At 65.1% G+C, this 22,238-nt stretch carries 20 protein-coding genes; 11 read left to right on the forward strand and 9 right to left on the reverse strand.

Going from position 1 to position 22,238, the window contains the following annotated elements; genetic code table 11:
- Nucleotides 1–2: 2 nt before the first annotated feature.
- A complete protein-coding gene (locus CR917_RS00090; protein ID WP_043862321.1) occupies nt 3–404 on the reverse strand; it encodes a GFA family protein in 402 nt (133 codons plus the stop codon).
- Nucleotides 405–699: 295 nt separating this feature from the next.
- Between CR917_RS00090 and CR917_RS00095 the strand changes: the two genes are divergently transcribed.
- The 9 genes from CR917_RS00095 (at nt 700) to CR917_RS00135 (ending at nt 10,873) form a co-directional block, all read left to right on the forward strand.
- On the forward strand, nt 700–2,007 hold the full coding sequence (locus CR917_RS00095; protein WP_043862320.1) for a CitMHS family transporter: 1,308 nt from the start codon (nt 700–702) through the stop codon (nt 2,005–2,007).
- Nucleotides 2,008–2,082: 75 nt separating this feature from the next.
- Nucleotides 2,083–2,856 carry a TerC family protein gene (locus CR917_RS00100; RefSeq protein WP_043862319.1) on the forward strand — a complete coding sequence of 258 codons (774 nt, stop codon included), beginning with the start codon at nt 2,083–2,085 and terminating at the stop codon, nt 2,854–2,856.
- Nucleotides 2,857–3,101: 245 nt separating this feature from the next.
- Nucleotides 3,102–4,760 carry a Na/Pi cotransporter family protein gene (locus CR917_RS00105; protein ID WP_043862318.1) on the forward strand — a complete coding sequence of 553 codons (1,659 nt, stop codon included), beginning with the start codon at nt 3,102–3,104 and terminating at the stop codon, nt 4,758–4,760.
- A 37-nt stretch (nt 4,761–4,797) separates the two neighbouring features.
- Nucleotides 4,798–6,171, forward strand: a complete 1,374-nt coding sequence (locus CR917_RS00110) for a pitrilysin family protein (protein ID WP_104571733.1) — start codon at nt 4,798–4,800, stop codon at nt 6,169–6,171.
- Between the two features lie 142 nt (nt 6,172–6,313).
- Nucleotides 6,314–7,336, forward strand: coding sequence for a DUF5924 family protein (locus CR917_RS00115; RefSeq protein WP_054916017.1), 1,023 nt, complete (start codon nt 6,314–6,316; stop codon nt 7,334–7,336).
- A 43-nt stretch (nt 7,337–7,379) separates the two neighbouring features.
- The gene (locus CR917_RS00120) at nt 7,380–8,537 is read left to right on the forward strand and encodes an ABC transporter permease (RefSeq protein WP_173925070.1); all 1,158 of its coding nucleotides are present in this window, start codon (nt 7,380–7,382) and stop codon (nt 8,535–8,537) included.
- On the forward strand, nt 8,534–9,328 hold the full coding sequence (locus CR917_RS00125; protein WP_043862314.1) for an ABC transporter ATP-binding protein: 795 nt from the start codon (nt 8,534–8,536) through the stop codon (nt 9,326–9,328). The genes CR917_RS00120 and CR917_RS00125 overlap by 4 nt, the downstream gene beginning before the upstream one ends.
- A 1-nt stretch (nt 9,329) precedes the next feature.
- A complete protein-coding gene (locus CR917_RS00130) occupies nt 9,330–10,268 on the forward strand; it encodes an MlaD family protein (protein ID WP_043862313.1) in 939 nt (312 codons plus the stop codon).
- A complete protein-coding gene (locus CR917_RS00135) occupies nt 10,265–10,873 on the forward strand; it encodes an ABC-type transport auxiliary lipoprotein family protein (protein ID WP_078481270.1) in 609 nt (202 codons plus the stop codon). Before CR917_RS00130 ends, CR917_RS00135 begins: the two co-directional genes overlap by 4 nt.
- Here the strand turns inward: CR917_RS00135 and CR917_RS00140 are convergent.
- The 6 genes from CR917_RS00140 to CR917_RS00165 all read right to left on the reverse strand — a co-directional run bounded on the left by CR917_RS00140 (nt 10,855) and on the right by CR917_RS00165 (nt 16,330).
- Entirely contained in the window at nt 10,855–12,084 is a 1,230-nt protein-coding gene (locus tag CR917_RS00140; RefSeq protein ID WP_043862311.1) for a nucleoside recognition domain-containing protein, read from the reverse strand. The genes CR917_RS00135 and CR917_RS00140 overlap by 19 nt on opposite strands.
- 202 nt (nt 12,085–12,286) lie before the next feature.
- Nucleotides 12,287–13,618 (reverse strand): glutamate/aspartate:proton symporter GltP, encoded by a 1,332-nt coding sequence (gene gltP / locus CR917_RS00145; RefSeq protein WP_054916020.1) that lies wholly within the window; start codon nt 13,616–13,618, stop codon nt 12,287–12,289.
- Nucleotides 13,619–14,346: 728 nt separating this feature from the next.
- Nucleotides 14,347–14,817: an inhibitor of vertebrate lysozyme family protein gene (locus tag CR917_RS00150; RefSeq protein ID WP_104571734.1), complete on the reverse strand. Its 471-nt coding sequence runs from the start codon at nt 14,815–14,817 to the stop codon at nt 14,347–14,349.
- A 2-nt stretch (nt 14,818–14,819) separates the two neighbouring features.
- A complete protein-coding gene (locus CR917_RS00155; RefSeq protein ID WP_009401691.1) occupies nt 14,820–14,984 on the reverse strand; it encodes a DUF1328 domain-containing protein in 165 nt (54 codons plus the stop codon).
- A gap of 57 nt (nt 14,985–15,041) precedes the next feature.
- Complete coding sequence (locus CR917_RS00160) at nt 15,042–15,323, reverse strand: hypothetical protein (protein ID WP_043862308.1); 282 nt, start codon at nt 15,321–15,323, stop codon at nt 15,042–15,044.
- A gap of 173 nt (nt 15,324–15,496) precedes the next feature.
- Nucleotides 15,497–16,330, reverse strand: coding sequence for a BON domain-containing protein (locus CR917_RS00165; RefSeq protein WP_043862307.1), 834 nt, complete (start codon nt 16,328–16,330; stop codon nt 15,497–15,499).
- Nucleotides 16,331–16,537: 207 nt separating this feature from the next.
- On the opposite strand from CR917_RS00165, the gene algB reads away from it, so the two are divergent.
- Nucleotides 16,538–17,884, forward strand: coding sequence for a sigma-54-dependent response regulator transcription factor AlgB (gene algB, locus CR917_RS00170; RefSeq protein WP_043862306.1), 1,347 nt, complete (start codon nt 16,538–16,540; stop codon nt 17,882–17,884).
- Between the two features lie 8 nt (nt 17,885–17,892).
- Nucleotides 17,893–19,668 carry a KinB sensor domain-containing domain gene (locus CR917_RS00175; RefSeq protein ID WP_173925029.1) on the forward strand — a complete coding sequence of 592 codons (1,776 nt, stop codon included), beginning with the start codon at nt 17,893–17,895 and terminating at the stop codon, nt 19,666–19,668.
- Nucleotides 19,669–19,710: 42 nt separating this feature from the next.
- On the opposite strand, the gene CR917_RS00180 is transcribed toward CR917_RS00175, so the two are convergent.
- Nucleotides 19,711–21,330, reverse strand: coding sequence for an EAL domain-containing protein (locus CR917_RS00180; protein WP_043862304.1), 1,620 nt, complete (start codon nt 21,328–21,330; stop codon nt 19,711–19,713).
- Nucleotides 21,331–21,405: 75 nt separating this feature from the next.
- Nucleotides 21,406–22,182 carry an N-acetylmuramoyl-L-alanine amidase gene (locus CR917_RS00185; protein ID WP_043862303.1) on the reverse strand — a complete coding sequence of 259 codons (777 nt, stop codon included), beginning with the start codon at nt 22,180–22,182 and terminating at the stop codon, nt 21,406–21,408.
- Nucleotides 22,183–22,238: the final 56 nt, after the last annotated feature.

The raw sequence follows: 22,238 nt of genomic DNA on the forward strand, positions 1-22,238 counted from the left end.
CGCTATAGCGTCTCGCCGGGCTCGCCCGGCAGCTGCTCGTCCAGGTGCACCCAGGGCAGCCGGCTGTCGGTCCAGATATGCCGGCGCGGCTGCACCTGCTCCGGTGCGTCCAGGGTGGTGATGGTGATATCGATGCTTTCGGGGCTCAGGTCGGTGGTCAGCGCCATGTGCGCGCCACAGCGGCTGCAGAAGTAGCGCACGCAGCTGGCCGACGAGTCGTAGCGCTGGGGCGTGCCCAGCAGCCACTGGAAGTCCTCGCAGCGCACCGTCGCCCAGGTCACCAGCAACCCGCCGGTCACGCGCCGGCACACCGAACAATGGCAGTGCGCGACATCCTCCAGCGCACCCGCCACACGATACCGCACGGCGCCGCAATGGCAGCCGCCTTCATGCACTTCGCCCATCCTCGTCGCTCCTGCAGACCCGCACTGGTTGATGAAACCTTCTGTCGCCTTTGTGCCGCCGAAAGCTGGCTGAAAGCTTGGGCACTTAGCATCGCCTCACCTCCGGCAAAAGACCGGTCAGCCAGGGCTCTGACTTTACTGCAGTGCCCGGCCCAATCAACAACAACAATGGTGATACTGATGTCCTTCCACGCCCGCGTTCTGCCTGCCCTCCCGCCGTCACTCCCAGCACCGCGCACCTTGCGCTGATCCGTTCGTCCCTTTCTCGACGCGCCTCGCCTGGAGTAACTGCCCCATGCTGACCTTCCTCGGCTTCGCCATGGTCATCACCTTCATGTACCTGATCATGACCAAGCGCCTGTCGGCCTTGATCGCGCTGATTCTGGTACCGATCATTTTCGCCCTGTTCGGCGGCTTCTCGGGCGAGATCGGCCCGATGATGCTGCAGGGCATCAGCAAGCTGGCACCCACCGGCGTGATGCTGATGTTCGCCATTCTGTACTTCGCCCTGATGATCGACTCCGGCCTGTTCGACCCGGCCGTGCGCAAGATCCTCAAGCTGGTCAAGGGAGACCCGCTGAAAGTCTCGGTGGGCACCGCCGCGCTGGCCCTGGTGGTATCGCTGGACGGTGACGGCGCCACCACCTACATGATCTGCGTGGCCGCCATGCTGCCGCTGTACAGCCGCCTGGGCATGAGCCCGCGGATCATGGCCGGCCTGATCATCCTGGCCGGCGGGGTGATGAACATGACCCCCTGGGGCGGCCCCACCGCCCGCGCCGCCAGCGCGCTGCACGTCGACCCGTCGGACATCTTCGTGCCGATGATCCCGGCCATGGCCTTCGGCGTGTTCGCCATCCTGGCCATCGCCTATATGTACGGCAAGCGCGAACGTGCCCGCCTGGGCGAACTGCACCTGCCGGGCGATGAAATCGACCACAGTGAAATCAGCGTATCGCAATATCCCGACGCGCGCCGGCCCAAGCTGCTGTGGTTCAACGGCGCATTGACCCTGGCCCTGATGGTCGCGCTGATCGCCGGCCTGCTGCCGCTGCCGGTGCTGTTCATGATCGCCTTCAGCATCGCCATGGTGGTCAACTACCCGTGCCTGCAACAGCAGAAGGATCGCGTCGCGGCCCACGCCGGCAGCGTGCTGGCGGTGGTGGGGCTGATCTTCGCGGCGGGCATCTTCACCGGCATCCTGTCGGGCACCGGCATGGTCGAGGCCATGTCCAAGAGCCTGCTGGCGGTGATCCCCGAAGCGATGGGCCCGTACCTGGCGGTAATCACCGCGATCGTGAGCATGCCGTTCACCTTCTTCATGTCCAACGACGCCTTCTACTACGGCGTGCTGCCGGTGCTGGCCGAAGCTGCCAGCCACTACGGCATCAGCCCGGTGGAGATGGCCCGTGCCTCGATCGTCGGGCAACCGGTCCACCTGCTCAGCCCGCTGGTACCCTCGACCTACTTGCTGGTAGCCCTGGCCGGTATAGAATTCGGCGATCACCAGCGCTTCACCCTCAAATGGGCGGTGCTGGTGTGCCTGTGCATCATGTTCGCGGCGCTGCTGATGGGAATTTTCCCGCTGTTCAGCAGCCTATAATTCATCCGTTTCATCCCAACGCTTGCGCGTCGACCCCTGCGGCGCGCAACGCCCCACACGCTCGAAGGAACACACATGGAATGGCTGACCAACCCGGAAATCTGGGTTGCCTTTTTTACCCTGACGGCTCTCGAGATCGTCCTGGGCATCGACAACATCATCATGATCTCGATCCTGGTCAGCCGCATGCCCAAGCACATGCAGCAGCGCACCCGGATCTTCGGCCTGGCGCTGGCGATGGTCACGCGCATCCTGCTGCTGCTGTCGATCGCCTGGGTCATGCGCCTGACCGCCGACCTGTTCCATGTGTTCGGCCAGGGCATTTCCGGGCGTGACCTGATCCTGTTCTTCGGCGGCCTGTTCCTGTTGTGGAAGAGCTCCCAGGAGATCTACCACGGCCTCGAAGGCGAGGACGAAACCCACGACGAGCCGTCTTCCGGCAAAGCCGGTGGCAAGTTCCTGTACACCATCATCCAGATCGCGATCATCGACATCGTGTTCTCGCTGGACTCGGTGATCACCGCAGTGGGCATGGTGTCCCACGTGCCGGTGATGGTGGCGGCGATCATCGTCGCGGTGCTGGTGATGATGCTGTGCGCCAGGACCATCAGCGAGTTCATCGACAAGCACCCGTCGCTGAAGATGCTCGCGCTGTCGTTCCTGATCGTGGTCGGCACCGTGCTGATTGCAGAAGCCTTCGACGTGCACGTGCCCAAGGGCTACGTCTACTTCGCCATGGCCTTCTCGCTGGCGGTGGAGGCGATCAACATCAAGATGCGCACCGCGGCGGCGAAAAAGAAACAGCAGAGCGACCCGGTGAAACTTCGCAAGGACATTCCGGGTCAGTAACACTGGCTGCGTTGAACAACAGGCCCCGAATGGGGCCTTTTGTCTTTTGGGAGGGCAACGCGCCAGCGAAGTTGCCCTAACCGGCGCGCGAGGTTTCAAAGCCTGTGCATGCATGCCATGCTGGCGCCACGGCCCTTGGCCGACTACAGCTTAAGTGAGCACTGGAAAAAACCGCCGGTCACCAGGCCAGGCTCACCGCGTCATCCACTTGCCCCACTGGGGCGCCTTAACAGGGGGCCGTAAGTATGCTGACCCTGCTCAACCTGCTCTCGGCCGTGGCCCTGCTGATCTGGGGCACACATATCGTACGTACCGGCATCCTGCGGGTGTACGGTTCCAACCTGCGCCGATTGCTGAGCCAGAACATGGCCAAGCGGCCCCTGGCGTTCATCGCCGGCATCCTGGTCACGGCCATGGTGCAGAGCAGCAACGCCACCGCGATGCTGGTGACCTCGTTCGTCGGCCAGGGCCTGATGACCCTCACCCCGGCCCTGGCCATCATGCTCGGCGCCGACGTGGGGACCGCGCTGATGGCGCGGGTGCTGACCCTGGACCTGTCGTGGCTGTCGCCGCTGCTGATCTTCCTCGGGGTGATCTTCTTCCTCTCGCGCAAGCAGACCCGCGCCGGGCAACTGGGGCGCGTAGGCATCGGCCTGGGCCTGATCATCCTGGCCCTGCAACTGATCGTGGAGGCCGCTGCACCGATTACCCAGGCCCAGGGCGTCAAGGTGCTGTTTGCCTCGCTGACCGGCGACATCCTGCTCGACGCCCTGGTGGGCGCGCTGTTCGCCCTGATCTCGTATTCCAGCCTGGCCGCGGTGCTGCTCACCGCCACCCTGGCCGGCGCCGAAATGATCAGCCTGCCGGTGGCCATCGGCCTGGTGATCGGCGCCAACATCGGCAGCGGCCTGCTGGCGTTCCTGAGCACCAGCATGCAGAACGCCGCCGGGCGCCAGGTGGCGCTGGGCAGCCTGCTGTACAAGCTGATCGGCCTGCTGGTGGTCATCCCGGTGCTCGACCCGCTGGTGCACTGGATGGACAGCCTGACCTTCAGCCCGCAAGAGCTGGTGATCGGCTTCCACCTCATCTACAACACCCTGCGCTGCCTGGCCCTGCTGCCCACCGCAACGCCAATGGGGCGCCTGTGCCGCTGGCTGCTGCCCGAGCGCGAGGAAACCAACGGCCACGCCAAGCCCCGCCACCTGGACCCTGCCGCGCTGGACACCCCGAGCCTGGCACTGGCCAACGCGGTGCGCGAGACCCTGCGCCTGGGCGACCTGGTCGACAGCATGCTCGATGCCATGCTCAACGTGCTGCGCGGCAGCCAGACCGCCCTGACCCAGCAGGTGCGCACCCTCAGCGACGACGTCGAGGGCCTGTACAACGCCATCAAGCTGTACCTGGCGCAGATGCCCCGCGAAGACCTCGGCGAGCACGACAGCCAGCGCTGGGCCGAGATCATCGAGCTGGCGATCAACCTCAAGTTGGCCAGCGACCTGATCGAGCGCATGCTGCGCAAGGTGCAGCAGCAGAAGACGTCGCAGCGCCGCGAGTTCTCCCAGGTGGGCCTGGAGGAGCTGACCGTGCTGCAGACCCAGCTGCTGTCCAACCTGCGCCTGGGCCTGTCGGTGTTCCTCAGTGGCGACCCGCACAGCGCACGCCAGCTGCTGCGCGAGAAGCGTCGCTTCCGCGCCCAGGAGCGGCGCCTGGCCCATGCCCACGTCAGCCGCCTGCAGCGCAAGGTGGTGCAGAGCATCGAGACCAGCTCGCTGCACCTGGAACTGATCGCCGACATGAAACGTCTCAACTCGCTGTTCTGCAGCAGTGCCTATGCGGTACTGGGCGGCAGCGATACCGGCGCCCTGATGATCGACAGCGTACCGGACGATGCCCATTCGCCTTGACCCGGCGCTGCCCCGAACCCGTGCAAGGAAGCCTGTGATGCGTTGCCTGATGTTCATCTGCCTGTTGCTGGGCGCCTCTTCAAGCTTTGCCCTCGACCGCACCCAGGTCGAGGGCTACCTGTTGCCCAACGGCCTGCAGGTGCTGCTCAAGCCCGGCTACGAGCGCGACCATGTGTCGATCCGACTGGTGGTGGGCATTGGCTTCGACGACTTCCCGTGCGCGCGCCAGGAACTGCCGCACCTGCTCGAACACCTGTTGTTCAGCGGTATCGACGACACGGGCGAAGGCGGGCTGGAAGAACGCATGCAGGCCCTGGGCGGTGAATGGAACGCCTACACCAGCAGCGCCGACACCACCTTCGTCATCGAGGCCCCGGCGCGCAACCAGCGCAAGGTGCTCGACCTGCTGCTGGCCGTGCTCCAGGACACACGTATCGATGCCAACGCCTTGCAGGTGTCGAAGAGCATCGTCGAGCGTGAAGACGGCGGGCACTACACCCACCTGCAGCGCTGGCTGGACCGCCAGGACCTCGGCCACCGTGCCAGCGACCAGCTGGCGGTGGAGCTGGGGCTCAAGTGTGCCGAGCGCTCCTCGGTGCAGGACATGACCCTGGAAGAAGTGAATGAACTGCGCCAGCACTGGTACGCCCCCAACAACATGAGCCTGATCGTGGTCGGCGGCCTGGACCGCGTGCTGCCCGCCTACCTGGAGCGCACCTGGGGCCAGCTGGAGCCGGTGGAACCGGGCGAGCGCCGGGTACTCGATGGCGTGACCCACAAGGCCCAGGCGCGCCGCGAGCTGATCCGCGGCTGGCTGGGCGACAGTGCGCGGTTGCACTGGATGTTCCTGGAGCCGGTGCTGGATGAAAACCACGACGCCACCTACGACCTGCTGCAGCGCTACCTGGACTGGGCGCTGTATCGCGAATTGCGCCTGCAGCACAGCCTGTCGTACGGGCCGTCGGCGCAGCGCGAGCGTTTTGGCGACACCGGCCTGTTGAGCCTGAATGCCGACCTGGACAGCGATCAGGTCGAGGCGGCCGAGCAGATCCTGGGGCAGATGATCGAGCGCCTGCGCAAGGACGGCCTGGACCGCGCCACGTTCGAGCGCATCAAGGCCGCGGCAATCGCCCGCGAAGCGTGGACCAGCCAGGGCAACAGCGCGCTGGCCGACTACTACTGGGGAGCGTTGAACGACTATGCCGACGGTCGGGTCGGCGAGGCGAAGACCCGGTTGCGCGAGGTCAGCCTGGAGGATGCGGATGCGGCGCTGCAGGCGCTGTTCGCCGAGCCTGGGTATGTGCGGGTAGAGAAGCCGTTGCTGGGGTATGACCAGCTGTATGGGTTGGGGGCACTGGGGCTAGGGCTGGTGTTCGCGGCCTTGCTGCTGTGGCGTCGACGCCGCGGCTGACGCAATCGCGGGTCAAGCCCGCTCCCACAATGATCACGTGCACCCTGTGGGAGCGGGCTTGACCCGCGACAGGGCCATTACTGACACCCGAAAGCAGCGTATCCTGTAACAGATTTTTACCTCACCCAGCGAACGCCCCACCATGCCCGCACTTCTCCTGCGCCTGATCGACCTGATAAAGCGCTACCCGGGGGTCATCGCCCTCGGCGGTTTCATTTCCGGTATCGGCAGTTTCATCCTGGTAGACCGTCAGGAAGGCCTGGCCAGCTGGGTCGCCATCCTGCTGCTGGTGAGCTGGCTGTGGCTGATGTTCGAGAACACCTTCACCCAGCTGTTCACCCGCCTGTTCAAGCGCGAGATCCCGCAGCCGCTGCTGCGCTACGCCACGCAGATGATCCACCAGGAAAGCCTGTTCTTCGTGCTGCCGTTCTTCTTCGTCACCACCACCTGGAACAGCGGCCAGCTGGTGTTCACCGGCCTGCTGGCCGGCGCCGGGCTGGTGTCGATCGTCGACCCGCTGTACTACCGCTGGCTGGCGCCGCGCCGCTGGCTGTTCCTGGCCCTGCACACCCTGACCCTGTTCGCCGCGCTGCTCACGGCGCTGCCGATCATCCTGCACCTGACCACGTCGCAGAGCTTCAAGCTGGCGCTGGGCATCGCCATGCTGCTGTCGTTCCCGAGCCTGGCCAGCAGCTTCCCGATCAATCACTGGCGCCGTGCCGCCATGCTGGTGCTGGTCACCCTGGCCGTTGGCGGCAGCGGCTGGCTGCTGCGCTCGTGGGTGCCGCCGGCGACACTGTGGATGACCGAAGTGGCCATCAGCACCCAGCTGCAGAACCGCACCCCCGGCGACAGCCTGGAGCAGGTCAGCGCCAGCCAGATCCGCAGCGCCGGGCTCTATGCCTATACCGCGATCAAGGCCCCGCGCGGCCTCAACGAACGCATCTACCACGTATGGAAACAGGACGGCAAAGAGGTCGATCGCATTGCCCTGAACATCAATGGCGGGCGCAAGGAAGGCTACCGCGCCTGGACCCACAAGCAGGTGTTCCCCAGCAACCCGGTCGGGCACTGGCAGGTGCGCGTGCTCACCGAAGACGGCCAGGTGATCGGCGTGCTGCGCTTCGAGGTGGTTGATGACGGTCAAGCATCCGTCGCCAAGTGACGCTATGCTCTGACCCGGCGCACTGGAGCGCCTGCCGGACTGTCTGGAGCCTATGACCACCACCGTCACCCCCGCCAGCGCCACCCTCGATACCACGCGCAGCCCGGCCTGCCTGCGCATCGCCGGCGACTGGACCCTGGCCAACTACACGCCGCTCAAGCGCAGCACCGAGGCCCTGCACGGCCAGTACGATGCCAGCGCCCAGGTCGACCTCGCCCAGCTGGGCAAGCTGGACACCGCCGGCGCCTCGCTGCTGGTCGAACTGCTGGGTGCCGAGCGCCTGGGGCAACTGGCCGATGACCACGCCAGCCCGCTGTCGGCCGCCGACCGCGCCTTGCTGCACACCGTGTACTGCTCGCTTCAGGACTACTGCCTGCCAGAGCGCCAGCCGGAAACGTCCGTGCTGACCCAGCTGCTGTGCCGCATCGGCCGGGCAGTCGACGTGCTGTGGCAAGACACCCGGCAACTGCTCGGCTTCATCGGCCTGATCATCGCCACCCTGGCGCGGCGCCTGCTGCAACCCAGGCGCTGGCGCATGACTGCCGTGGTCGCGCACATCGAACAGACCGGCCTGGACGCGGCGCCCATCGTCGCGCTGCTGACCTTTCTGGTGGGTGCGGTGGTGGCCTTTCTGGGCGCCACGGTGCTGGCCAGTTTCGGCGCGAGCATCTTCACCGTCGACCTGGTGGCGTTCTCGTTCCTGCGTGAATTCGGCGTGCTGCTTACCGCCATCCTGATGGCAGGACGCACCGCCAGCGCCTTCACCGCGCAGATCGGCTCGATGAAGGCCAACGAGGAAATCGATGCGATCCGCACCCTGGGCCTGGACCCGGTCGAGCTGCTGGTGGTGCCGCGGGTGCTGTCGCTGCTGATCGCGCTGCCATTGCTGACCTTCGTCGCGATGCTGTGCGGCATCATCGGCGGCGCCGTGGTGTGCGCGGTGTCGCTGGACATCTCGCCGGCGATGTTCCTGTCGCTGCTGGAAAGCGACATCGGCGTTCAGCACTTCCTGGTGGGCCTGGCCAAGGCGCCGTTCTTCGCCTTCCTGATCGCGGCCATCGGTTGCCTGGAAGGTTTCAAGGTGACCGGCAGCGCCGAATCGGTCGGCGCCCACACCACCTCGGCGGTGGTCCAGTCGATCTTCGTGGTGATCGTGCTGGATGCGGTGTTCGCGCTGTTCTTCATGGAGATGAGCTGGTGAGTGAGGCAAGCCGCGAGAAGGTCATCGAGGTGCGGGGCCTGTGCAACCGCTTCGGCACCCAGAGCGTGCACGAACAGCTCGACCTGGACCTGTACCGCGGCGAGATCCTCGCCGTGGTCGGCGGCTCGGGCAGTGGCAAGTCGGTGCTGCTGCGCAGCATCGTCGGCCTGCGCCGGCCCAACGAGGGCACGGTGAGGATCTTCGGCCAGGACCTCAGCCAGGCCAGCGACCAGCAGCGCTCGCAGGTGGAGCGTCGCTTCGGTGTGCTGTACCAGAAGGGCGCGCTGTTCTCGTCGTTGACCGTCACCGAGAACGTCGCACTGCCGCTGATCGAACATGCCGGCCTGAGCCGCGCCGACGCCGAGCATCTGGCCGGGGTCAAGCTGGCCCTGGCCGGGCTGCCGCTGTCGGCGGCCGACAAATACCCCGCGTCGCTGTCGGGCGGCATGATCAAGCGCGCCGCCCTGGCCCGCGCCCTGGCGCTGGACCCGGACATCCTGTTTCTCGACGAGCCCACCGCCGGGCTCGACCCGATCGGCGCGGCCGCCTTCGACCAGTTGATCCTGACCCTGCGCGATGCGCTGGGCCTGAGCGTGTTCCTGATCACCCACGACCTGGACACCCTCTACACCATCACCGACCGCGTGGCCGTGCTGGCGCAGAAGAAGGTGCTGGTGGCCGGCCCCATCGACCAGGTCTCGGAAACCGACGACGCGTGGATTCACGACTATTTTCATGGCCCGCGCGGCCGTGCGGCCTACCAGGCCGCCACAGCGCTCAAGGAGAACTGAAATGGAAACCCGCGCGCACCATGTGTTGATCGGGCTGGTCACCGTGCTGGTGGTGGCCGGCGCCATGCTGTTCGGCCTGTGGCTGGCCAAGTCGAGCGTCGACAGCACCTTCAAGGACTACGAGGTGGTGTTCAACGAGGCCGTCACCGGGCTGTCCAAGGGCAGTGCGGTGCAGTACAGCGGGATCAAGGTGGGCGATGTGATCAGCCTGCGCCTGGACCCCAACGACCCCCGCCGGGTGCTGGCGCAGATCCGCCTGAGCGCCGAGACCCCGATCAAGCAGGACACCCAGGCCAAGCTGACCCTGACCGGCGTCACCGGCACCTCGCTGATCCAGCTCAGCGGCGGCACCCCGCAGAGCCCGCCGCTGGAAGGCAAGGGCGGCCGGCTGCCGGTGATCGTCGCCTCGCCATCGCCGATTGCGCGCCTGCTCAACAACAGCAGCGACCTGGTGACCAACATCAACCTGCTGCTGCACAACGCCAACCGGCTGTTCTCCGAAGAGAACGCCACCCGCCTGGGCGCCACCCTGGCCAACCTGGAGCAGACCACCGGCGCGATCGCCGGGCAGCGCGACGACATCCGCCTGGCCATCCAGCAGATGGCCCAGGTGGGCAAGCAGGCCGGCGCGGCGCTGGAGCAGACCAGCCAGCTGATGCGCAACGCCAACAGCCTGCTCGGCAGCGACGGCAAGCAGATCGTCAACAGCGCCGACCAGGCCATGCAGTCGCTGGCGCGCAGCACCGCCACCATCGACGCGTTGCTCACCGACAACCGCGAGGCGATCACCAGCGGCGCCCAGGGCTTCAACGAACTGGCCCCGGCGATTCGCGAACTGCGCGATACCCTGACTGCCTTGAAGGGCATCTCCCAGCGCCTGGAGGCCAACCCCAGCGGTTACCTGCTGGGCCGCGACAAAAACAAGGAGTTCACCCCATGAGCCGCCCCTGCCGCACCCTCGCCCTGGCCGCGCTGCTGAGCCTGAGCAGCGCCTGCTCGATCCTGCCCAAGGCGGAGCCGGCCGACGTGTACCGCCTGCCGGCGGCGCAACCGGTGCGCAGCAACGCCGCACCCGTGGCCTGGACCCTGCGTATCAACAAGCCGCTGGCCAGCGAGATCCTCGGCACACCGCGCATTGCCGTGGTGCCGGCAGGCGACCTGATCAGCAGCTACAAGGGCGCACGCTGGGCCGACCCGGTGCCGGCACTGCTGCGCAACCGCATGCTCGACGCCTTCCAGCGCGATGGCCGGGTACAGCGGGTAAGTGCCGACGACGCCAACCTGCAGGCCGACTACGAGATCGTCGGCGAACTGCAGGCGTTCCAGAGCGAGTACAGCGATGCCGGGCTGGCAGTAGTGGTGCGCCTGGATGCGCGACTGGTGCAGGGGCGTACCCAGCGCGTGCTGGCCAGCCACAGCTTCGAGGTGCGCCAGCCGGTGGCGCAGACCCAGGTACCGGCGGTGGTCGGCGGCTTCGGCCAGGCCACCGACCGGCTGATGGCGCAACTGGTGGACTGGACCGTGGCTCAGGCGAAGAACCAGTAGCACACCGCGATGGCCGCCAGCACCCCGGCCAGCTCGGCCAGCAGCGCGCAGCCCACGGCGTGGCGTGCGCGCTGGATACCCACGGCGCCGAAGTACACCGCCAGCACGTAGAAGGTGGTTTCGGTGCTGCCCTGGATGGTCGCGGCCACCAGTGCCGGGAAGCTGTCCACCCCGTGGGTCTGCATGGTCTCGATCAGCATGGCCCGCGCCGCGCTGCCGGAGAACGGCTTGACCAGCGCGGTGGGCAGGGCATCGACGAAACGCGTGTCCCAGCCCAGCCATTCGATGACATGACGAATGCCGTCCAAGCCGAACTCCAGCGCCCCCGAGGCGCGCAGCACGCCGACCGCGCACAGCATCGCCACCAGGTAGGGCAGCAGGCTCTTGGCCACGTCGAACCCTTCCTTGGCACCTTCGACGAAGGTTTCGTACACCGGCACCCGCTTGAATGCGCCGATCAGCAGAAACAGCATGATCAGGCCGAACAGCGTGAGGTTGCCCAGGATCGACGACAGGGTGGCCAGCGCGGTGGCCGACAGGCCCGCCAGCAGCGCCATGAAGCCGCCCAGCAGCAGCGCGCCGGGCACCATGTAGGCGAGCACCACCGGGTCCCACAAGCGCAGGCGCTGCATCACCGCCACCGACAGCAGGCCCACCAGGGTCGAGGCGCTGGTGGCCAGCAGGATCGGCAGGAACACCAGGGTCGGGTCCATCGCGCCTTGCTGGGCGCGGTACATGAAGATGGTCACCGGCAGCAGGGTCAGTGACGAGGCATTGAGCACCAGGAACAGGATCTGCGCGTTGCTTGCCGTGGTGGAGCTGGGGTTGAGCTCCTGCAGGGCGCGCATGGCCTTGAGGCCGATAGGCGTGGCGGCGTTGTCCAGGCCCAGGCCGTTGGCGGCGAAGTTCAGGGTGATCAGGCCCAGCGCCGGGTGGCCGGGCGGTACCTCGGGCATCAGGCGACGGAACAGCGGGCCGAGTACCTTGGCCAGCCAGTCGACGATGCCGGCCTTTTCGGCGATCTTAAGAAAGCCCAGCCACAGGGTCAGGGTACCGAACAGCAGCACCATGACTTCGACCGAAAGCTTGGCCATGGCGAAGATGCTCTCGACCATGGCGGCGAAGATGCCCGCGTTGCCACCCACCAGCCACTGCACCAGTGCGGAGAGGGCGGCCACCACGAAAAAGCCGAGCCAGAGGCCGTTGAGCATTGGTCGTTTCCCTTGCAAGTTGGAGCGCATGATAGCGGGGTGGGTAGGCAGACGCCATAAACGGCGGCGGCCCATTCGCCGGCAAGGCCGGCCCCTACAGGTTCGGCGTCGTCTGTAGGAGCCGGCCTTGCCGGCGAAGCTTCTGGCAGGCAACAAAAAGCCCCGACGGGTCGGGGCTCTTGTGTTTCAGGCCGTCAGCAGCTTAGTGCTGAGCGGTCTCGCCAGCCGGCGCCGGGGTCTTGCTGCGCCAGTGCGGCAGCGAGTTCCAGTACGCCTGGCCCTTGGCATCGTCATACATGCCTTCCCAGCGCGAGATGACCAGTACCGCAAGGGCGTTGCCGATCACGTTCAGGGCGGTACGCGCCATGTCCATGATGCGGTCGACACCGGCGATGAACGCCAGGCCTTCGAGCGGGATGCCCACACTGCCCAGGGTCGCCAGCAGCACCACGAACGATACGCCCGGCACACCGGCAATGCCTTTGGAGGTGACCATCAGGGTCAGCACCAGCAGCAGTTGCTGGCTGATCGACAGGTCGATGCCGTACAGCTGCGCGATGAAGATCGCCGCGATGCTCTGGTACAGGGTCGAACCGTCCAGGTTGAACGAGTAGCCGGTCGGCACCACGAAGCTGCAGATGGCCTTGGGCGAGCCGTAGGCTTCCATCTTCTGGATCACGCGCGGCAGCACGGTCTCGGAGCTGGCGGTGGAATAGGCCAGGATCAGCTCGTCCTTGAAGATGCGCATCAGTTTCAGGATCGAGAAACCGAACAGGCGGGCGATCAGGCCCAGCACCATGAAGGCGAAGAAGGCGATGGCGAAGTACACCAGCAGCACCAGCTTGGCCAGCGGCAGCAGCGAGGCGAAACCGAAGTTGGCCACGGTCACCGCAATCAGGGCGAACACGCCGATCGGGGCGTAGTTCATGATCATGTGGGTGACCTTGAACATGGCTTCCGACACGCCCTGGAAGGTTTTCACCAGCGGGTCGCGGATGTCTGCCTGCAGGCTCGACAGGCCCAGGCCGAACAGCACCGAGAAGAAGATGATCGGCAGCATTTCGCCACGCATCAGCGCAGCAAAGATGTTCGACGGGATCAGGTTGAGGATGGTCTCGATGAACGCATGCTCATGCTGCACCTCGGCGGCGGTGGCCTGGTACTTGGAGATATCCACGGTGCCCAGGGTGCTCATGTCGATGCCGGCGCCCGGGTGGAACAGGTTGGCCAACACCAGGCCGACCACGATCGCGATGGTGGTCACCACCTCGAAATAGATGATGGTCTTGAGGCCGATACTGCCAAGTTTCTTCGCATCGCCAACCCCGGCGATACCCACGACCAGCGACGAAATCACGATCGGGATGACGATCATCTTGATCAGGCGAATGAAGATGTCACCTGCCGGTTGCAGGACGTTACTGATCCACCATGCCTTTTCTGCACTGAAATGGTTCAGCAACGCCCCGATGGCGATCCCCAATACCAGACCGATGAGGATTTGCCAGGCGAGGCTTAGTTTTGCCTTCTTCATGTCGTTACCCTTTGTTCAAGTGGACACGGTCACTGCCTTGAAACCTGCATTCTAGAGCCGCTGAAAGCGATTCCCTGGAGTTTTCATGGTGCAGGCAATGCGCCGTAGAAGGTCACCGCAAGTGAGCGCAAGGGGCGCTCGGACCAGCGAAAAAGGCGCAACTATTCCGATGCAGGCGCACTGAGTCTAATGCCGTAAATGACTACCCTATGCCGAATCGGCATGATCTTTTTGGCATGAAACGGACGTCCCAGCGGCAGAAAACCTACCCGTTCGGAATCCCGAATAAGGCCAAAGCGCCATGATTAGGCCGATACAGCGGTATCCACAAACCGGCAAAACAGCGTTGTTCGACAATCCGAATGCGTGAAAAACGTCATTTGGCAGGTCAAAGAAGTCAGGAATTTTTTTGATGGGTGGTCAGCCGTCTGGCCGATCTGTCACTTTAAAGCGGGGAAATGCATCAGGCTTGCGCCGGGTGCACAAGTCTGACCGGGGGCTGCCCTGGCGGCATGCGACCCCGGTCCACGACTGTGTTGCCGTTTACCACCCTGACCCGGCCCATGAAGGAGGTACTCCCTGTACCCCTAGGCCCCTCCGATCCTGTAGCAATCAGAGCAGCCCGGCCCCCTGGTCATGCGTCCGCTCTCCTCGAGCGGGCGCAGCATAGAAACTGGAACAGGCAAAAGGTTCAGCTTCCATGGTGATACTGATGCGTCCGGCGACACTCAGTAATAGTTCGGGTCTTTCTTCAGCTGCTCTTCGAGCATCTGTTTCATGCCGTCATTCGGCTCGCCCAACCAACGCTTGTCGGTGTGACGGCTGGGTGACTTGTCGGCAGGCAGGCCGGCGGGCACCTGGACCCACAGCGCGTATGCCTCATCCTTGTCCCAGCTGAAGGCCACGATAAGACGGCTGCTGTCGCAGTTCTGCTCGGTCTCACACAAGGGGCCGACCAGATACTTGTCGCCGTCTTCCTCGATCGCCGTCATCTGCTCGGTGGAAGCACCACTGAGGTTGATGACCCAATCGGGCAGCCGCTCCTGCTTTTTGACCACTTTCTGCCAGGTTTCCCGGTACTCGGGGTCCGAACCAAGCAGTTGGCTGGTCCGGACCTGGCCGTCATTGGCCGCCATCGCCGCTGTACAGGCCCCCACCATCAGGGCGCCTGCCAGGGCTCTGTAGAGCGTCCCTTTCATAGTCAACCTCTACCGCGACGACCGAAGAAGAAGGAAGCGACGAACAGTACCAGGAAGACAATGAAGAGAATCTTCGCGATACCGGTAGCGGCGCCGGCGATACCACCGAAGCCCAGTACGGCAGCGACAATGGCGATGATCAGGAAGGTGATGGCCCAACTTAACATGGTGTTTCTCCTTACCGTTTTTGAAAGCGGTTGTGTCAGATGTGGGGCATTGCTCGGTCAGAACACCCAGCGTTCCTGCGGCACGACGGTTTCCACGGTGGCCGCATCGACCGAGTGGGTACGTGGCGCGGTCCTGGCTTCCAGCATCGAAGCACGCGTGGCCTGCACATGGGCCACGTGATAAGCCTGTACGGACATCTGGTTGGCGATCTGCTTGGACTGCCAGATGCTGTACATCTGCCCTGCAACCAAGGTCAGAAGCGCCGCCAGGCAGAGAAACAGCAACTGGCGTACGTGAAGCGGGGAAATCTGCACTAGGGCGGCGGTTAACAGGTTCATGCCGGGCTCCTCTGCTGCATCGTTGTTATTGACTGATAGAGTCATTGCAGCCTGCATGCCAGCTTTTGAAATCAAATAAAACGCTTATAAATCAACATCTTATGTATGTACTGAGGGCAGCTGCAGGACGCATCCTGCACGATGCCCCCCAGGGCCTCGTGCGATTTGCACGATCAGCCCTCCACCTTGATCGCCACCTTGAGCATGTCGGCGTCCACCCCGCGCACGCCGCGGATCTGGCGGGCAATCTCCTGGGCGATGGTCTTCTGCTCGTTGCTCATGACTTCCCCGGACAGGCGCACCACGCCCTCCTGTGTCGCCACCTTGATGTTGGGCCCGTCCAGGTTGCGGCTATATAAGAAGCTGGTCTGCACCTTGTCGTTGATCCACGCGTCGCTCTGCACCTCGGCCGCTGCCGCAGCGGCCTGCTCGCGGGCCTGGGCCGGGTCGCTCACGCCCAGGCTGATCAGATTGTTGACCAGGTACACGCCATCGGTAGAGGCCGCCACGCTGCCGGCCATCTGCTTGGCCTCTGCGCTGGTCACCCGGCCACGCAGGGTGACCACCCCGGCCCGGCTGTCGACTTCGATGGGCAGGCCCTGGGTCTGGCTGCTCCACAGCAGGCGGGCGCGGATAACCGCCCCCAGGGTGGCGTCCTCTAGGCGCTGGGCATAGGCGCGCCGTTGCAGGGTTTCATCCACCAGCTCGGGGTTGACCTGCAACTGGTTGTCGACCTGCTCGATGCCGGCGGTGGCCAGTGCCACCTGCGCCGCCAGCTCGCGCTCCACCTCGTTCTCCACCTCGCCCTGCAGGCGGGCGGTCTGACCCTGGATGGCCACTTCGATCTTGAACGGGTTGAGCAGTCGGTTGAGCGCCAGGGCGGTCTGCAAGGCGCCTTCCTGACGGGCCTGCTGCAGGCCGGGTTCGGCCGCCGAGGCGCTGGTGACACCCAGCGGGGTGAGCAGAAGTGCGGCAGTCAGAACTGCCAACGGGCGTATTGCACGCATGATGAAGCCTCCTGTTGGTCAGAAGGAACATCATCGCAATCGTTGTGCCAGTGCTCAAAAAATAAACAAACTCATTATTTTCAATGAGTTAGTCATATTCGCAGCAGGGAGCTAGCATGCAGGGCGCGGAATCAATCAGAATCGACCATGCAACTTGCCCGATTTTTCCGAGACTAACCAAGAACATTCTTAAAGGAGCGTAGGAAAATGGAATCTGCCACGGAACATCAGGGCCGCATTCTGCTGGTAGACGACGAGTCCGCAATCCTGCGTACCTTCCGCTATTGCCTGGAAGATGAAGGCTACAGCGTGGCCACGGCCAACAGCGCCGCCCAGGCCGAAACCCTGTTGCAGCGCCAGGTGTTCGACCTGTGCTTTCTGGACCTGCGCCTGGGCGAGGACAACGGCCTGGATGTACTGGCGCAGATGCGTATCCAGGCGCCGTGGATGCGCGTGGTCATAGTGACCGCGCATTCGGCGGTCGACACCGCTGTCGATGCAATCCAGGCCGGCGCCGCCGATTACCTGGTCAAACCGTGCAGCCCCGACCAGCTGCGTCTGGCCACTGCCAAACAACTGGAGGTGCGCCAGCTCTCGGCGCGTCTGGAGGCCCTGGAAGGGGAAGTGCGCAAACCCAAGGACGGCCTGGATTCCCACAGCCCGGCCATGATGGTGGTACTCGAAACCGCGCGCCAGGTGGCCAACACCGACGCCAACATTCTGATCCTTGGCGAGTCCGGTACCGGTAAGGGCGAGCTGGCACGCGCCATTCATGGCTGGAGCAAGCGCTCGCGCAAGGCCTGTGTGACCATCAACTGCCCGTCGCTGACGGCCGAACTGATGGAAAGCGAGCTGTTCGGCCATAGTCGCGGGGCATTTACCGGGGCCAGCGAAAGCACCCTGGGCCGGGTCAACCAGGCCGACGGCGGCACGCTGTTTCTCGACGAGATCGGCGACTTCCCGCTGACCCTGCAACCCAAGCTGCTGCGCTTCATCCAGGACAAGGAATACGAGCGGGTCGGCGACCCGGTCACGCGCCGCGCCGACGTGCGGATTCTGGCAGCCACCAACCTCAACCTGGAGGACATGGTGCGCGACGGGCGTTTTCGCGAAGACCTGCTGTACCGTCTGAACGTGATTACCCTGCACCTGCCGCCGCTGCGCGAACGCAGCGAAGACATCCTGACCCTGGCCGACCGCTTCCTGGCCCGCTTCGTCAAGGAATACGCGCGCCCCGCCCGCGGTTTCAGCGACGAGGCCCGCGCCGCGCTGCTCAACTACCGCTGGCCGGGCAACATTCGCGAGCTGCGCAACGTGATCGAACGGGCGAGCATCATCTGCCCGCAGGAGCGGGTAGAGGTCAGCCACCTGGGCATGGCCGAACAACCCACCAGCAACGCGCCGCGGGTGGGGGCTGCATTGAGCCTCGACGAGCTGGAGCGCGCGCACATCGGTGCAGTGCTGGCCACCAGCGACACCCTTGACCAGGCCGCCAAGACACTGGGCATCGATGCCTCGACGCTGTACCGCAAGCGCAAGCAGTACAACCTGTGAAGCTGGCAATGAAGCTGCGCACGCGGCTTTTTCTCAGCATCTCGGCGCTGATCACCGTGGCCCTGCTGGGCCTGATTCTGGGCCTGGTCAGCGTGCAGCAGATGGCCAGCTCGCAGCAGAAGCTGATCAGCGACAACTCCTACATCCTCGACCTGGGCCTGAAGCTGCGTCAGAACCTGGGTGAACAGCTGTCCCTGCTGCTGGACCCAGACAGCGAGGTGCAGGCGCTGCAACCGCTGCAGGACAAGTTTCAGCAACTGCTCGACGAGGGCCTGAGCCATGAACGCCAGGCCGAGGGGTTTGCGGGTTTCAGTACCGCCAACCGTGATTACCAGGCCTTCCTCAAGGCCTTTCGCGACAGCCCCGAGCCCAGCCGCAACCTGGGCCCGGACCAACCCCTGGGCGAAGCCTTCAACCAGTTGCGCACCGACCTGATCGACTCGCACAAGCAGGCCCTGGCGCATATCAACCACAGTGAACAGAAGGCCCGCGAACGTGCCCTGCTGGTCTCCAGCATGCTGGGCCTGCTCGGGCTTGCCGTGCTGGTGCTGGGTTTCATCACTGCCCACGGCATCGCACGCCGCTTCGGCCAGCCGATCGAGGCGCTGGCCAAGGCCGCCGACCAGATCGGCCAGGGCAATTTCGAGGTCACCCTGCCGGTAACCCCAGCCGTGGAGATCAACCAGCTCACCCGCCGTTTCGGGCTGATGGCCGAGGCGCTGCGCAAGCATCAGGCCACCAATGTCGACGAACTGCTGGCCGGCCAGCAGCGCCTGCAGGCGGTGCTCGACAGCATCGACGACGGCCTGCTGATCATCGACCGCGAAGGCCATCTGGAACACCTCAACCCGGTGGCCCAGCGCCAGCTGGGCTGGGACGCCAGCCGCCTGGGCCAGGGCCTGGGCAAGGCGCTGCAACGCCCGGAGCTGGACGACCAACTGCGCCTGATATTGCGTGGCGGCAGCCTGGACCGCGTGCCGGACGACCTGAGCCTGGAAATAGATGAAGAAACCCGCCTGCTGGCCTACAGCCTGACCCCGGTGTGCCATCCACAGGGGCAGATCCTGGGCGCGGTGATGGTGCTGCACGACGTCACCGAGCAGCGCGCCTTCGAACGGGTGCGCAGCGAGTTCGTGCTGCGCGCCTCCCACGAGTTGCGCACCCCGGTGACCGGCATGCACATGGCCTTCGGCCTTTTGCGCGAGCGCCTGACGTTTCCAGCCGAGAGCCGCGAGGCGGACCTGTTCGACACCATTGGCGAGGAGATGCAGCGGCTGACCCAGCTGATCAACGACCTGCTCAACTTTTCGCGCTACCAGAGCGGCTTGCAGAAGCTCGAACTGCAACCCTGCGCGATCGACGAGTTGCTGTCGCGGGCCCGCGAGCGCTTTGCAACGGCGCTGGCCGACAAGCAGATCGAGTTGCGCGTGGAGCTTGCCGCGCCACTGCCGCGCATCCAGGCCGACCCGGCGCAACTGGACCGGGTGCTGGACAACCTGCTGGACAATGCCATCCGCCATACGCCGGTGGCGGGCAGTATCCGCCTCAATGCCCGGCGGCATGCCGAACGGGTGATCATCAGTATCGAGGACAATGGCGAAGGCATTGCCTATGGCCAGCAGGGGCGGATTTTCGAGCCCTTCGTGCAGGTTGGGCGCAAGAAAGGCGGTGCCGGGCTGGGCCTGGCACTGTGCAAGGAGATCGTGCAGTTGCATGGCGGGCGCATGGGCGTGTACTCACGGCCAGGGCAGGGCACGCAGTTCTACATGGCGCTGCCGGTGTAACCGCCTTCGCCTGCAGGCGCCAGCCTTGCTGGCGAAGGGGCGCTACGCCTCGTCATCGATCCGCCGCGGCCCCAGCCGCCGCCCCCGGGTCACCAGCTCGACGAACTGGCGCGCACTGAGCGGGTGCGCGAACAACCAGCCCTGGCCATAGTTGACCCCCTCGCTGTTGAGCAGCAACGCCTGGTCCTCGTACTCGATACCCTCGGCGATCACCCGCAACTGCAGGGCGTGGGCCATGCGGATGATGTGCGGGGCCACGCCGCTGCTGGCCGCGTCGTGCCCCAGAGCATCGATGAACGCCTTGTCGATCTTCAGGCAGTCCACCGGCAAGGTCTGCAGGTAGGCCAGGCTGCAATAGCCGGTACCGAAGTCGTCGATCAGCACCTGGTGCCCCACCGCCCGCAAGGCCTGCAGGTTGTCCCGCGCCACCACCACGTCGATCAGCCCGCGCTCGGTGACCTCGAAGGCGATCTGGCTGGCCGACACATGGTGCAAGGCCAGCAGGCGCGCCGCCACCCGGCCGATGCGCGGCACCATCACATCGCACGCCGCCAGGTTCACCGAGATATACAACTGGCGGTTGGCGCGCAGCAGCTGGCCCAGCTGTTCGAGCACACGCTGCAGCACGAAGTCGGTGATCTGGCGGATCTGCCCGGTGTTCTCCGCCAGCGGGATGAACAGGTCGGGGCTGGTCAGCGTGCCGTCGGGGCGACGCCAGCGCACCAGGGCCTCGGCGCCCACGCAGCGCCGGCTGGCCAGCTCGAAGATCGGCTGATACAGCACCTGCATTTCGCCACGGCGCAGCGCGCCCTGCAGCTCCGAGCTCATCGAACGGCTCTGGCGCACCAGCTGCAGCACCAGCCAGCCGATGCACCAGGCCAGCAGCAGGCTGCCGGGGAACAGCAGCCAGAGCACGCCGTTCATCTTCAGCGACAGGCTTTCGCGCGGGGTGATCAGCACCAGCTGGTAGTCAGGCGATTTGGTGGGCATGCGGTATACCAGGCGATCGGGCAGTTCCATCAGGTCCACCCTGGGCGGTGGCGGCCACTGGTCGCCGGGCGGCCAAGGCTGCTCCGGGCCCAGGACCGGCACGGCACGCGCGCCGTGGTCGAGCACCACCAGCAGGCTGCCACCGGGCGGCAGGTCGACCACGTCGGTCAGGTGCCCGCGCGACGTCGACACGCGAAAGTGCCCACGCCCCAGCACCAGTGCGGCGCGGTTGTCGTCGGGTTCGGTGGTGGTATTGAGCCAGTAGCTGTAGGTGGGGCCCTGGATGTCCGGTGCCCGCAGCGGGTCGAAGTTGCTGCTGCCCAGCCGGTTGGAGCACGACTGCGTGCCGTCGAGGTAAGTGGCCTCGAACACGAAGCGGTTGTCGAAGGTCACCTGCTGCAAGGCTGCCTGCATCGCACTGCTGCACCCGCGCAGGGGCTGTGCCTGAAGGGCGTCGACGCTTTCGCGCAGTTGGCCGAAGATCTGCTCCAGGCGTTCGAGAAAGCGCTCGCCCTTGGCGTTCATCTGCGCGCTTTCGCGCTGCTGCACCTGGTGCATGGCCACGCCGAGGCTGGCCAGCAGCAACAGGGTTGCACTCGCCGTGGCCGCAAGCGTGGCCAGCAGCCAGGGTCGATAGAGGAGGCGACGCAACGTGGCAAGGGCAGGCGACATCAAGAATCATCCCGTTGAATACCATGAGGTATAGCAACTGCCGGACGAATCAGCCTGCCCGTTGGGCGGTACCGCTCAGCGCTGGCTGTTCAGCACCTGCAGAATCGCGGCAGTCTGGGCATCCGGCTGGCCGTCGAACAGCTGTGGCCGAAAGCGCATCTGGAACGCTGCCAGTACATGCCGGGTGCTCACGTCCAGCTCGCCGGTCTGCTCGATGGCGTAGCCAAAGCGCGCCAGTTGCTGCTGGTACCAGGTGATGCTTGGCGGGTTGACGTCAAAGCGCGCGCGCTGCTGCGCCACCGCCTGAGCGTTGGGCCAGACGCCAAGGCCGGCGTCGGCCAGGCGTTTCCAGGGAAACATCGGGCCCGGGTCGAGCTTGCGCAGGGGCGCGATGTCGCTGTGGCCGATGATGTGTCGCGGCTGGATGCCGTTGCGCTGCACGATATCCTTGAGCAGTACGATCAGCGCCTGGATCTGCGCCTCGCTGTAGGGGTGCCACACGCGCCCGGTGGGGGTGTCGGTGAAGCCCGGGTTGACGATCTCGATGCCGATGGAAGTGGAGTTGAGCCAGGTCCGGCCCTCCCACTGGCTGTCGCCGGCATGCCAGGCGCGACGACTTTCATCCACCAGCTGATAGATGGTCGCCGGGTTGTCGCCGATCAGGTAATGGCTGCTGACTTCACCGTGGGTCAGCAGGGCCAGCGAGCGCTCGAGGTTGGCATTGGTGTAATGCAGCACCACGAACTGGATGCGGTTGTCCTGGTTGACCGAGGGGTGGCTACGGTCGATCTTCAGGCCGGTGGCGCAACCGGCCAATGTCAGCATCACAAGCGCGGTAAGGAAGGCTTTCATGGAAATGGGGCAGGGCCTGGGCAGTCGGTAATGCAATAGCATAACGTATCCTGCGC

The sequence above is a fragment of the Pseudomonas sp. BRM28 genome (assembly GCF_002939405.1).
Lineage (GTDB): Bacteria > Pseudomonadota > Gammaproteobacteria > Pseudomonadales > Pseudomonadaceae > Aquipseudomonas > Aquipseudomonas palmensis.